At 44.9% G+C, this 14087-nt stretch carries 10 protein-coding genes; 9 read left to right on the top strand and 1 reads right to left on the bottom strand.

The window, feature by feature from the left end:
• Positions 1-69 precede the first annotated feature (69 nt).
• From G3352_RS00760 to G3352_RS00745, 4 genes are all read left to right on the top strand, one after another.
• Positions 70-2706: a PAS domain S-box protein gene (locus tag G3352_RS00760; RefSeq protein WP_163753031.1), complete on the top strand. Its 2637-nt coding sequence runs from the start codon at positions 70-72 to the stop codon at positions 2704-2706.
• Between the two features lie 230 nt (positions 2707-2936).
• On the top strand, positions 2937-3494 hold the full coding sequence (locus tag G3352_RS00755) for a MarR family winged helix-turn-helix transcriptional regulator (RefSeq protein WP_064638732.1): 558 nt from the start codon (positions 2937-2939) through the stop codon (positions 3492-3494).
• Between the two features lie 120 nt (positions 3495-3614).
• Positions 3615-4094, top strand: coding sequence for a hypothetical protein (locus G3352_RS00750; RefSeq protein WP_163753030.1), 480 nt, complete (start codon positions 3615-3617; stop codon positions 4092-4094).
• Positions 4095-4125: 31 nt separating this feature from the next.
• Positions 4126-5001 carry an SDR family oxidoreductase gene (locus G3352_RS00745; protein ID WP_163753029.1) on the top strand — a complete coding sequence of 292 codons (876 nt, stop codon included), beginning with the start codon at positions 4126-4128 and terminating at the stop codon, positions 4999-5001.
• Positions 5002-5073: 72 nt separating this feature from the next.
• Here the strand turns inward: G3352_RS00745 and G3352_RS00740 are convergent, their stop codons facing one another.
• Positions 5074-6840: an ABC transporter substrate-binding protein gene (locus G3352_RS00740; protein WP_163753028.1), complete on the bottom strand. Its 1767-nt coding sequence runs from the start codon at positions 6838-6840 to the stop codon at positions 5074-5076.
• Between the two features lie 147 nt (positions 6841-6987).
• On the opposite strand from G3352_RS00740, the gene G3352_RS00735 reads away from it, so the two are divergent.
• The 5 genes from G3352_RS00735 to G3352_RS00715 all read left to right on the top strand — a co-directional run bounded on the left by G3352_RS00735 (position 6988) and on the right by G3352_RS00715 (position 13997).
• Complete coding sequence (locus tag G3352_RS00735; RefSeq protein WP_163753027.1) at positions 6988-8223, top strand: MDR family MFS transporter; 1236 nt, start codon at positions 6988-6990, stop codon at positions 8221-8223.
• Positions 8224-8345: 122 nt separating this feature from the next.
• Positions 8346-9170 (top strand): stalk domain-containing protein, encoded by an 825-nt coding sequence (locus G3352_RS00730; protein WP_163753026.1) that lies wholly within the window; start codon positions 8346-8348, stop codon positions 9168-9170.
• Positions 9171-9616: 446 nt separating this feature from the next.
• Positions 9617-10348: a Stf0 family sulfotransferase gene (locus tag G3352_RS00725; RefSeq protein WP_163753025.1), complete on the top strand. Its 732-nt coding sequence runs from the start codon at positions 9617-9619 to the stop codon at positions 10346-10348.
• Between the two features lie 137 nt (positions 10349-10485).
• A complete protein-coding gene (locus tag G3352_RS00720) occupies positions 10486-12231 on the top strand; it encodes an ABC transporter ATP-binding protein (protein ID WP_163753024.1) in 1746 nt (581 codons plus the stop codon).
• Positions 12228-13997: an ABC transporter transmembrane domain-containing protein gene (locus tag G3352_RS00715; protein ID WP_163753023.1), complete on the top strand. Its 1770-nt coding sequence runs from the start codon at positions 12228-12230 to the stop codon at positions 13995-13997. The genes G3352_RS00720 and G3352_RS00715 overlap by 4 nt, the downstream gene beginning before the upstream one ends.
• Positions 13998-14087: the final 90 nt, after the last annotated feature.

Here is a 14087-nt window from a genome sequence, read left to right as displayed (position 1 = left end):
TGTTTCAACAATTGAAAAATCGGGTATTAAGCAAATATTGTGTTTTTTACACCAAAAGGAGAGCTTAAGATGCAGGTTCAAAAGGTCAATCATCACGAATTGTTTGAGCAGATTTATAATCAAGCACCTATTGGGATTGCACTTGTTGCTCCAACAGGACAGTGGATGAAAGTGAATCCTGCTTTTTGCAGTATGCTGGGTTATACAGCTCAAGAATTAATCCAACTTCATTACCAGGAGATCACCCATCACGATGATTTTGCACAGGATCTGATGTACGAACGCGAACTGTGTGAAGGTAAATCGCAAGAGTACAGGTACGAAAAGCGTTATATTCAGAAAAATGGAGATATTTTATGGATATCAATGCATGTATCATTGGCTCGAAATGAGGTCAGCGGTGAACCGTTGTATTTCATCTGCCACGTTGTAGATATTACGGATCATAAAACAACCGAACTAAAGCTGCTTCAAACAGAAGAAATGTTCAAACTTATTTCCGATAATGCACAGGAAATCATCTATTTAGCAACTTTTGACGGTATTTGTCGCTATTGTTCTCCTTCCATTTATAATCTGCTTGGTTATTCGCCAGAAGAAGTGGTGGGCAATAACAATACCGCCATTTTTCACCCGCAGGACCTGGAACGTGTCTCGCAGATCGATTTGAGCACAGGTCATATGTTGAATATGCAGGTTCATCATAAAGATGGACATAGTCTTTGGTTTGAAACCACCTATAAGGTTATCGGAGACCCTGGGCAGGAACAACAAATTCTTGCCATTGGTCGGGATATATCGGAGAGAAAGAAACATGAGGAAATTAGTGCAGAAGCTGAACGGATAGCCATGATCGGCAGTTGGGAGTGGAACATGCTGAGTGGCCATGTTTCCTTGTCTGATCAGATATTCGAGATTTTTGGCTTAGATCGAAACAAGCTGTATAAGGCCAGCGATATCTATTCATTCATGGAGCCGACAGAAGGGCAGCGATTGAAGGCATGTATTGAATGGGTGAAAACGGGTCAACCGCTTGATTTTGAATATCGACATCTGGGCTCTGATGGTAAAGAAAAATATCTTCATCTGCGAGGATTAATTACCTTTGATGAAGATCAACAACCGATCCAGTTAAACGGGACTTTGCAGGATATTACAGAGCGTAAACTCGTCGAATTCAAACTTCAGGAATCGGTGGAACGTTATACTTCACTCAAAAAATACAATCATGATGCCATCATTTCTTTTGATATGGACGGCAATATCATAAATGCCAACCCGGTAGCTATGAAGATGACTGGATGCCCCGTTGCGGAAATGATTGGAACAAGTATATGTCGATTTATAGGACCGTATCATCTCGGACTTATTCTCAATAGCCAATATGAGATGGCTGAAAAAGAAATCAATGCCATTCAGCACGTAAATGGTTCTGAGACAGAAGTTTTGGCAACACTTGCGCCTATCATTATTAATGAGAAAAACGTAGGGTTCTACCTGATTGCCAAGGATATTACGGAACAGAAAAAGCTTCTTGTAGCCAAAGAGACTGCTGAACGAATGAATAAGGCCAAAAGTGAGTTTTTGGCGATGATGAGCCATGAGATCCGTACACCCATGAACGGCGTGATTGGGATGACGGATTTGCTTCTAGATACGCCTGGACTTAGCGGAGAACAAAAGGAATATATTGAAATCATCCAAAAGAGCGGGGATTCACTACTTGCGATTATCAATGATATTCTCGACTTTTCCAAAATAGAGTCGGGTAAGACCGATCTGGTGGATGAGCCCTTTGATCTTAAGGAGATTGTTACAGAGACGGTTAATATCGTAACACCAATGATTCGGGAGAAACAGTTGGATCTTCGTTTAAGCCTGGATGAAGCAATTCCTGTTCCCTTGTTTGGGGATGCTTACCGTCTAAAACAGGTTCTGACCAACATCATCGGCAATGCTGTGAAGTTCACCTTGGAAGGCAGTGTTGAGATCGAAGTGAAGGTTATTGGACAAGAATATAATGATGTTCAATTTCAATTCAAAGTGAAAGATACGGGGATTGGAATCCCGGCTGAGAAGAGAGGGCATCTATTTGAAGCCTTCTACCAATTGGAGAACTTCATGACTCGCAAGCCCCAAGGTACGGGTCTTGGGCTGGCGATCAGTAAGAAGCTTATAGAGCTCATGGAGGGAGATATCTGGATCGAAGAGTCCAATGATCCCGGGACAACATTTGTTTTTACAGTTTCGTTTAAAACCAGTAACATAGAGGAAATCAACAAATACGATCTTCAACATAAAAAGCATAAGACGGATCTGTTGCGAATTCTGATCGCAGAAGACAATGAAGTGAACCAGCTTGTCTTGCGCCGAATGATTGAGAAAAAAGGACACCTCGTGGACTACGTGGAGAACGGTATTGAAGCGGTGGACGCTGTTAAACGAAATAGGTACGATATTGTTTTTATGGATGTACACATGCCTCGACTGAATGGATTTGAAGCAACCCAAGCGATTAAGGAAGCCCTGACACCAGACGCTTGTCCATATATTGTGGCAGTTACTGCGAACGCGGTTAGAGGGGATATGGACAAATGTCTGAGGGCTGGAATGGATGCATATGTAAGCAAACCGATAAAAAGTGAATCCATTATGCAAGTGATGGAGGAGTTTTACAAAATCAAGAAACATACAGATCGTTTATGATTTGCAAACGAACATGACAATGGAGAATATATAGTATGTACCATTGCAGACATGCCCATGGTTTAAGATTTCTTTATGTGTATGAACGGATTCTCTTTTGTTGGACAAAAGAGCCGTTGACTTATCCTTGTGATAAGTCAACGGCTCTTTAACGTTAGACGGAAATCGGAGTGGATAGAAAGTGGTGAATAAAAGTTGACAAATATATAGTTAGGCGCCATATTATATCTATGAGCAACCATAATAAAGAAACAAATGACATGTATCTCATCCCCTCGTTAGTACAAACGAAGCGACAAGTCGATCGCTATCAATTAGATGTGGATGCACAAGCCGTGCTTGTAGCATCCAGGCTGATGGTAGCGGGAGCCAAGCTTGGGCATGCTGCGGAAATTCACTTCGCCAGATTTGGTTTATCGACAGGTCGTTATCGTCTGTTAGCAGATCTAGAGGATAACGATGGTGAAGAGCTGCCCTCTCAACTCGCGGAAAATCTGGGCGTTACTCGTGCAACCGTAACTGGTCTAATTGAGATTCTCGAACGCGATGGACTGGTCGCTCGTCGGACGAGTTCAGTCGATGGCCGTCAGAAGTCAGTCATCTTGACAGCCAAAGGCGCCAAAAAGCTGACGGATATGGCTTCGGAGCATTTTGCCAGATTGGAAGCGATGGTCGGCTTGCTTACAATTGAGGAACGGAGTGTGTTTCTCGATCTGCTGGGGCGCGTAACCCAAGGCATCTCGGCACTTACAGATGAGTCAATCGACCTCTCTGAACCCAAATCCTAGGAGCATAACAAGAAAGGTGAAACGGGCTAGATCAGCTAGCCCATTTTCATCGCGATATAGTTAGGCACCTAATTACATAGTGTAACATAGAGTTTAATTTCAAATGAAAGGAGTAGTGATATGTTGAACCAAAAAGACCCCATTCGATCAGAGGAAAGTTATGCTGTTCGATCAGCAAAGCCTCGCCAAAAACCGTTTGTGTTATGGCGGGAATTAATTCCAGCTTACTTATCGCCTGCCATTATGGCAAGCATCGGGGGAATCGTTACCGCCGATAAAGTGCTTCAGTTACGAGCCCTAACAACGATTGGAGGGGCGTCCCTGCTGATGGCTTTAGTTATTGGACTCTGGCTGCGTAATCGTGGAAGCTGTAGACGCTGGGTGACGAAAGCGCCCCGTGTGATTGTCGTGGGTTGCTTTGCACTTGCAGGCGCAATGCTTGGCCTTATGGCCTCGTGGGGGATTTCCAACATGCTGCATATTGTAAACCCGAATCTTTCATGGATTTGGCTGGATCATGTCGGGTTCGATTTTCCCCTGTCCGGTGCATTAGCCTGCACAATCATGACATGGCGTTGGAGAGCTTCCTTTACAAAATAAATGGATACATTTGAGAAGGAGATATGGGAACATGATTACTATTATTGGAGCAACAGGTATGATTGGAAATGCACTTTTGAGACGTTTGATAGAGGACGGCGCTCCCGTTCGGGCAATAAGCAGAGAGCCGGATCAGCTTCGTCAACAAATCGTGGACTTGGCATTGTCCGGTGTTGAACTTTGTACTGCCGATGCGAATGATCCTGAATCGATGCGCAGAGCTTTGGCCGGTGCCAGCCAACTATTCCTTGCGTTATCCAACAATCCAAGACAAGCGGAATTAGAGACATCCATTATTCACATAGCTGCGCAAGAGGGAGTGAAGCATATCGTCAAAATATCCAGTCCAGCTTATGAGGAACGTTCACCTGTAGCTATAGCAAAATGGCATGCCGATATCGAGCAAGCACTCGTGACATCCGGAATTACGTATACAATATTGCGACCTTATGCATTCATGCAAAATTTGCTGCGTCTCGCATCAACCATAACAACCCAGAATATGTTCTTCGGCTGTATTGGAGATTCACCGTGCAACTTCATCGATAGCCGGGATATCGCAGATGCTGCCGCAAAAGTAATGACACGGTTCAAGTCGGTTAACAGCATATATACGTTGACGGGTTCCGAAACGTTCACCTATCCACAGATTGCAGATAAATTGTCCATCGTGCTCAATCGACCGATCGAGTTCGTTAACCTCAAACCTGAGGCGTTGCGAACTGATCTGATCGAACATGGACAGATGCCTTCTTGGCTCGCAGACCACGTTGTGGAAATCCAGACGATGTCTACCGTTGTGTCTGAGAAGCCGACAGATACCGTTCAACGCTTGCTCGGCAGAGAGCCTCGCTCGCTCGATGCATTCCTGGAAGAGTATCGGGATGCATTTAAACCGAGGCCATAACCATGCAGTGAACTAAGGAGAATCTCCCTAAAAATTCTTTAGGGGGATTTTTGGGGTGAGAACCAAACCTCACTACTGATTTTTGATCCATAGTTTGGAGATATCCATGAACCCAAACTCAGCCGTTTGCATGCCGAAGATACTTTGGTCCAGCTGGGCTTTTTTGTTCATGTGACAACCGTGTAAAATCCAACAGTTATCTCGCAGCAATCCCTCTGCTTCATCCAGCAGTACCGATCGTTTCTCGTTATCCAGCTGGGCGAAATGGTCTAATTTCTGGTCCAGGATGAACTGTACAGCAGGCGTTAGGTAAGCGTGCAAATGATTGGATTTGTTTTTGAAGTAATTAATCATACCAAATTGCCAGTCATCCTCCAAAATTTCCTCAGCCATCATCAATGTAGCATCCTTGTATTTATCAGGATGGGGATAGTGAGCAGAGAGATGAAGCTCAATGTTCAAACCAATCTCTTTTCCGCGCTGTTGTAACCAATTGGCTTCTTTTAAACCTTTATTCACCGGGTATGACAGAATGATAGGCTCTCCCTCGTAACCACTTCGCATCAGCAGCTTCTTGGCATCCACAAGCGAAGTTTCATGCCATGTTGTTACCGCGCTTTTCCAGGGAAGAAAGCTGTTCGCTGGTGTAATTCGGTTTCCGCCAAGCTCTTTTACTAAACGAACTGGATCATAAACAAGTCTAAGTGCTTGTCGAAATTCCAATTGGTGATGGATCCCTGCTTTGTGGAAATTAAATAAAATATATCGGCAACCCAGTGCTGGATAATTGACAAGGGTCGTTTCATTGTTGCTTGTATTCAGCTTCATTCGGTCAGTTCTTGGTAATTCATAATGATGTTCATTAGGGCCCAGCTCTGGTACAAACCAAATATCCACCTGGTCAAGATGCGGACGGATGCCATAATACCCATCGAAGGCACTAAGCACCAAAACATCTTCATTCATTTCAATGATCTGAAAGGGTCCGGTACCGATCAGTTTTTTGGATACATCTACATCATAAGGAAGAATCGTCATGGGAATACAGCTGAACAAGTGCAGGAAGAAGCGATTGGGACGACTTAAATAAAAGCGGATGCAGTAATCTCCATCAGCTTCGACACGCTCGACATCCCGATAGTGCCAGCTCATTGGGCTGTCCAGATCCTGAATTCGCTGCAAGGTTGCTTTAACGTCCCGGGAGGTCATCGCCCGGCCATGGTGGAACCGCACTCCTTTACGCAGATAGAAAGTCCACATCTTATGATCCTCACTGGACTCCCACATATGTGCCAATTCTGGAAGGAAGGTTTCGGTTTTGACATCATAGGTGATCAGAGTACTGCAAACCTGACCCAGCAGATAGGTTTCAAAAGCGGTGTAAACATAAGCGGGGTCCAGCCCTGTAAGTCTGCGTGATCTCATCATGCGCAGCACATCCTGACCGGAGGCCGTTTCAGCATGACTGTGGAATCCCATCTGTTTATTTAACGAAATCAGCAGCCGCTCCCGGAGAGACTCGTTCTTCTCTGTGGTGCCGATCAACTCGATCGCTTCCTTCATTTTGCCTCTGCCTATGAGCTCCAAAAAGCTCTCTTCAAGCGCCTCATTCACACTGCGCAGCAACGTCATTTCAGAATGATGTCCCCGGCCTCGCCCGGGCTGCCAGTGAATAAAGCCTTGTTCCTCCAGCTTGCGCAGAATAAACTTCACGTTGCGTGGGGTGCAGCATAGGGCAGCGGAAAGGCTGTCAATGGTTACCGGAACCGATTCATGAAGTTTAAGTGAAAGTTCTTTTGCTGTTGCAAGATGTACATAATGGGTCGTTGTGGTATCCATGTTTAAGTGCTCCTTCATAAAAGGTGAAATGTGCCATCATTTTCTTACACTTTTATTTCTCCCTTTGATCGATACAATTATACATAAAGAGACAGGGAAAGACAGCCCTTTTGAGACAGAAACAACTAGAACAGGAGAACCATACTCATGAAGCAACATTTACGGCAAATTCACCCTTTAGCATGGACAATCATTATTGGAACCATGTTTGGACGTCTCGTTACGTCCATGAGCATCCCGTTTTTATCTATTTATCTGACTCAGGTGCTAGGAGCCACACCTACTCAAACTGGAGTTACCGTTGCGGTCAGTTCCCTAGCAGGTGTTATGGTCAGCTTTTACGGAGGTTATATTTCAGACCGAATCGGCCGCAAAATCGTCATGCTGGTTTCCGTATTTGGCTGGGCATGCGTTTTTTTTATCTTTTCAGCAGCAGAGCATCTGTGGGTATTTTTTGTGGCCAATACGTTAAACGGATTATGCCGTGCCGTGTTTGAGCCCACGTCACGTGCACTTCTATCGGATATTACTCCACCGCAAAATAAACTGCTTGTCTTCAACCTCAGATATGCCGCCATTAATCTGGGTGTCGTGTTCGGACCCATTATCGGACTTCAGCTTGGATCAGCCAAATCGACGTTTCCATTTATGATCTCCGGGATGGTATATATTGTTTACGGCCTGGTCTTGTTCCTTCAATTTCAATCACAGCGTGCAACCCTACCGGAACACGTTCAGGTCACTGCGCCTCGTTTACGAGATGCCTTGGCTACTACCGGCCGCGACCGCGTATTTTTGCCGGTACTTATCGGGACTACTTTTTGCGTACTCGGTTACGGACATTTTGGCTCGACCCTGGCACAGTATGTGGCGCAGAATCCACTTTTTGAACATGGAAGTCAAGTGTATTCCTATATGCTTTCACTTAATGCATTGACTGTACTTGTGGTACAATACCCGATCGTGCGGGTGGCCAGCAAATTCCCACCGGTTGTGCCCCTCATCCTTGGAAACCTGCTAGTCGCTACAAGTCTGCTCCTGTTTGGCATAGCTGAAGGCATTATGCTGCTGTTGATCAGCGTCATTGTGTTCACAATTGGGGAAGTACTCATGTTCACCATGATGGATATGCTGATTGACCGTATTGCCAAACCGGAATGGAAAGGAACCTACTTTGGCACGATTGGATTCAATAACTTGGGCAACGTCATGGCACCGATTCTGGGAGGGCTGTTATTAACCCAATTTGGAGTGGGCAATGGTCTGTTCATCTTTGTACCGCTGGCACTGACGACAGCACTCGGCCTGCCTTTTCTAATGGTAGCGAACAAACGCCTTGTCATCAGGGAGAGGGAAACAACACCAATACAAGTGAGTGCCTAGCTTAAGCGATGCCAGTTAAAGGGCATATAAGCATTAGCTATTTTAACTTTTTTTGGAGAAAGGTAACTTTCATTGAGAAATCAGCGTTTAATTAGTTAAACATTTCCTCATGGGGGTTCCAAATGATATTTAAAAATTTCGCTTTAACATTGCTGGCGTGTGTTATGTTTGCCGCGTTTTCAACGCGGAGTTTAGCTGAGAATGCCACGCTAGAGATTGGGACTGGCGTGTTGTCCAATAACCGAGTACTAATTCCTTTGAGGGTTGTGTCCAGCAACTTGGGGGCAGATGTAACGTGGTATAAGGAAGGAAAGAGCATTCGAATTAAAACGGATGAAAAAGAAATTTGGCTTGTAGTTAACTTTAAAAATGCGAGAGTGAATGAACAGATCATCAGAATGGATTCTCCTGTTGAAATAATTGGAAATACAGCATATGTTCCGCTGCGATTTGTCAGCCAAACGTTAGGAGCCAAGCTAGAGTGGAATCCACAAACTAAACAGGCAACCATCCACTTGAATAAACAAAACATGATAGTAAGTATGCAAGAGGAGACCATTCAAATACCTGATTCTTTGAAAATAACAAAGGGACGGTTAAATGTTTTGTCAGAGAAATTGAATGAAATTTCAGGCTTGTCTCAGATTAAGCAGGTCAGTACGTATTTCAAGCCTTATTTCACAGAAGATTTAATCCAATTTATTCTCAAGAGGCAGGATCTAGTAAGTGATTGGATGCTGTATGATGCTCCAGAGACCACCGTGTATTATACAAGCAGTACAACAGCGCTGTTATCCCAATCGTTCGTAATCGGAAATACATTAACGGGAGATTCTCATTATGTAAATGATCGAAATATTGAACTTGTTTACACTAATGGTGTATGGAAAGTGAATCAGTTAATGTTTGATCTCAGAGAAATTCCCTATCTGGGTTATGATCGTTGAAGTAGCAGCATATGATGTTCAGTGGCATGAAGGAAATAACAATTGAGTTAATATTATCTTGACGGATTACGGTGGAGCGAATACAATAAACAACAAATATGTGTGACGGGTGGTTAAGATGAACATGTTCCAGACAGGGCGCATTCTGAATCGATAACTGAATACGCATGAGCAAGTGACTTAACCAATGTTTTTTTGTGTTGGCGTTTGGACAGTCATGTTTGTGCACCCCTGTCGTGGACGCTCATCATTATTGCGTGCAGAGGAGAAATCCGGAAACGCTTCTTATTTCATATGGTTCTCTTATTGTTACAAGCTGTAGATGAACATTAGTTCATCTATGGCTTTTTTGCATGCATTCCACCCAATTTGTTGCACATGGAAGGGAGATTTTGCAGTGCTTTTTGGTATGAAACTACCCCTTAGGGGAGAAAGAGAGGCAGCATATGAAACAACCTACTCAAAGTTATACCATTTGGTTTTCCCAACGAACCGGCAGTACTCTGCTGGGTGAAGCCTTAAGTTCTACGGGTGTCGCAGGATATCCGAGCGAGTGGCTGCATTATCAGCATAAGAGCCCAGACACATTAAAGCGTGAAGATCTGGAGCAGATCTGGGATCAGGGAACAACATCGAACGGAGTATTCGGAATCAAAATTAATTTTGAACAACGATGGATTGACGCATTCCGCAGTCTCTATAGTCTGCCAACAGCGTTATCGCGGGCTGAGGTATGGAGTACGGGCTTCCCTAATTGCACCAAGCATATTTACATGACGCGTCGCAACAAAGTCAGATTGGCTGTGTCATGGTGGAGAGCAATTGTCTCAGGTGAATGGCACCGCAAGCACGGAGACAGTCCTCAGTTACAAGATATGGCAGATCAATATAACTTTGATGCGATTAAACATCTGCTTGTGGAGAGTAATATGTGTGAAGCAGCAATTGAAGATTTCCTGTCTGAGTCAGGTATTGTGCCGTTGACGATTGTTTATGAGGATTTTATACAGGATTACGAAGGGACCGTCATGAAAGTGCTAGAGTTTTTGGATGTTCAAACTGACGGTGTAACCGTATCGCCCCCTTTCTTTGACCCGATTGCAGACGAGATTTCTGAACAATGGGTGCAAAGGTTTCGGGAAGAATGCCAGAGGGATTGGGAGAATGTTAAATGGTAAACACACTTGGTAAGCATCATCCACGGGTTGGAAATGTTGCATTTATTGTTATTATGTATGATTCATCTTAGTGAGGGAGCCTAATGCTTTGAATCACCAAAATGAAATAGAAATGTTATATGAAGGGGTGAGGGGCTATGCCCAAAACAGAGAAACGCTCCATGTCCTGGCTGCTGCAATATCTAAAACCAGTCAAAGGCCGATTGGCCATACTTATGGTGATGTTGCTAACGTCAACAGGGCTGCAGCTCCTGAATCCACAGATTATCAAACGATTCATTGATACAGCGGCAAGTGGGGGAATCCTTTCTAACCTGATCCAGCTTGCCGGATTGTTTCTGATTGTTGCCGTCGTCAATCAATTGATTACAGTAGCCGTCAGTTATCTGGGGAATGATGTGGCCTGGCGAGCAACGAACCGGTTACGGGGAGATCTTCTGAAGCATTGTCTGCGTCTGGATATGCGGTTTCATAATGTGAAGACACCGGGAGAGATGATCGAACGGGTGGATGGTGATGTGACGAGTATCTCCAACTTCTTCGCGATGTTCATTGTGCAGGTGGTGGGGAGCTTTGTCTTGCTTGCCGGAATTCTCGGATTTATGTTCACCGTAAATGTACCGATTGCGATCGTCATGACAGTGTTTACATTATTATCGATTCTGTTTATGGTATTCATTCGGAATCTGGGAGTAAACTCTTCCAAAAATGAGCGGGAAGCGAGTGCATCCTTGTTTGGATTAATTGAAGAGCGTATCGCAGGAATTGAAGATGTTCAAGCGAACGGGCATGTCCCGTATGTGATGAATCGCTTTTATCGTACGATGCGTGTTGTATTTCAAAAAGGAAGGAAAGCCTGGCTGCTTCGGGTGATTCCATGGAATACGACGGTGATTCTGTTCGCACTTGCAGTCACGGCAGTACTTCTGCTCGGTGTTCATTACTACATGCAAGGCATCATCAGCATCGGAACCCTGTTTCTGATATATCAATATACACAGATGCTTAATGATCCGATTGAGATGTTGGGCGATCAGGTTCAAGAGTTTCAGAAGGCGAAATCAGGTATGCTTCGATCAAGAGAACTGTTGTCTTTACGCAGCGAGATCGAAAACGGAAGAGAAGATCAGCTGCCAGAAGGGCCGCTTGGTCTGGAATTCAAACAGGTGAACTTCAGTTATAACGAGGATAAACCCGTATTACAGAACATTAACTTTGCCATTAAACCTGGCGAACGACTTGGCATTATCGGTCGTACTGGTAGCGGAAAATCAAGTCTCAGTCGGGTGCTTCTGCGCTTGTACAATCTGGATAGCGGAACAATTCGTGTGGGTGGCAAAGATATTACAGAGCTTACCTTACCTGCACTTTACCGCAGGGTTGGTATGGTTACGCAGGATGTACAGCTGTTCGACGGTACGTTGAGAGACAATTTAACACTGTTCAACCAGGATGTCTCGGATCAGATTATTAAGGAGACAACGGACCGACTTGGATTAAGCCATTGGATTGAATCACAGCCCGCAGGGTTGGACACTCATCTGAAGGCAGGCGGCTCTTCATTATCCGCAGGGGAAGCTCAATTGTTTGCGCTGACGCGAGTATTCCTGACTGAACCTAGCCTGGTTATTCTCGATGAGCCTTCCTCACGGCTGGATGCTGCTACAGAGAGCATGCTTCAGTCTGCCATTGATCAGTTGATGAAGCAATGTACGGGAATTATTATTGCACATCGCTTGGCTACTTTGGAAAAGGTTGATCAGATTATGGTACTGGGTGATGGCAAGGTACTGGAATTCGGAGCCAGAGAAGCACTCGCCAGCGATCCGGCTTCACATTATGCCAGATTGCTGATTACAGGGCGAGAGGAGGAATTGGCGTGAATGTAACAGGATTTATAGGCCGTTTATTTCGATTCAGGCCTTTTCTATTTTTGATCAACGGATTGTTATGGTGCATATTTCATTCTTTGCCGCTGGCAATAGGGATCGGGATGCAGTGGTTCTTTGACCGGGCAACGGCGGGTTCCAGTGATTATATGTGGCTGGCAGCTCCGCTGATCTTCATTGCTTTGATTAGAGCGACAAGAGTAGGGACGTTTTTTGCCGCATTCTATGCTTGGATCACGTATATCTACCATATTCAGGCCATTCTACGTACCAATATGCTCGCTGGGATTATGCGCTGGCCAGGACGTAATCTGCCGGCTTCACCGGGGGAGGCAATGAGCCGCTTTCGGGATGATGTGGATGAAGTGGTTGAGTATGTGGAATCGTGGGTGGATTTCTGGGGAAGGCTCGTGTTTGCTATTGTATCCATCGTCATCATGGCGAACATTAATTGGAAAATCACTTTGGTAGCTGTCTTGCCACTGGTAGTCGTAACGTTGCTGAATAACTTGTCAGGTAATCGGGCTCGTCGATATGCTCAGGTTAATCGTGAGTCGACAGGAAGGATCACCAGTTTCATTGCTGAAACCTTTGGGGCTGTGCAGGCACTGAAACTTGGGCAGGCAGAAGAGCATGTCTCTACTCGCTTTAACAAACTCAATGAAGAACGTCGTCAAGCCGCACTCCGGGATAATCTGTTCAAACAGTGGATGAGATCACTTAATCAGCATGTGCTCAGTATCTGTACAGGTCTCATTCTCCTGATGTGTGCAGCCGAGATGAAATCCGGCAATTTCACCGTAGGTAATTTTGCCTTGTTCACCAGTTATCTTGCCAATATTGGTTTTAGCATTTCATTGTTTGGTTATATGGTATTCCAGCATAAACGGCTCAAAGTATCTTTTGACCGTATGCGAACCTTGTTTCGTCCTGGGGAGGAAGACCGGATCATGGATTTCAGAGAGACGTATCTGAATGAAGATCCGCCTGAGCTACCTAATGAACAGAGAGATCCCAAAGAGAAGCTAAAAGAGCTAGAGATCAGCAATCTGGCGTACCAATATCCTCATTCTGCAAATGGAATAGAGGATATCAGCTTCCGTGTGAAGCGGGGACAATTTCTGGTCATCACTGGACGGATCGGTTCTGGCAAGTCGACTCTGGTCCGCACACTTCTGGGACTGCTGCCCAAACAGGAGGGTACGATTCGCTGGAATGGCAAAGATGTCGATCCCGCTACCTTCCTGATGCCGCCTAGAGCAGCATATACGCCGCAAGTACCTCGATTGTTCAGTGATACGCTGAAAGAGAATATTGTTCAGGGCAAACAGGGTCGTACGGAAGTCGCACTTGCAAAAGCCATTCGATTGGCTGTTATGGATAAGGATATTCAAAACCTGGATCAAGGACTCGAAACGTCCGTAGGTCCAAGAGGTGTCATGTTGTCGGGAGGTCAAATTCAGCGCGCAGCTACCGGACGCATGCTGATGACGGAAGCAGACCTGTTCATCTTCGATGATCTGTCCAGTGCGCTGGATGTGGAGACCGAACAACAGGTCTGGGAAGGTTTATTCCAGGAGCCAGATGTCACATGTATTGCGGTATCTCACCGCAGAGCAGCACTGGCGAAGGCAGATCATATCATCGTCATGAAGGATGGACGAATTGAGGCCGAGGGCAGCTTATCAGATTTGCTTGCTACTAATGAAGAGATGCAGCTGCTTTGGCAAGGTGAGCAAACACCGGTTAAAGTGGGATAGGAAAAGATAAACGATATATAACAAATGAAAAAAGCCGTACAGACAACTCTTTTTGAAAGAGTTAAGATCTGTACGGCTTTTATTATTGCT

The sequence above is a fragment of the Paenibacillus sp. ALJ109b genome (assembly GCF_010747435.1).
GTDB lineage: Bacteria > Bacillota > Bacilli > Paenibacillales > Paenibacillaceae > Paenibacillus > Paenibacillus taichungensis.
The sequence above is the reverse complement of the archived record's forward strand: the minus strand, read 5'-3'. Positions and strand labels throughout refer to the sequence as shown.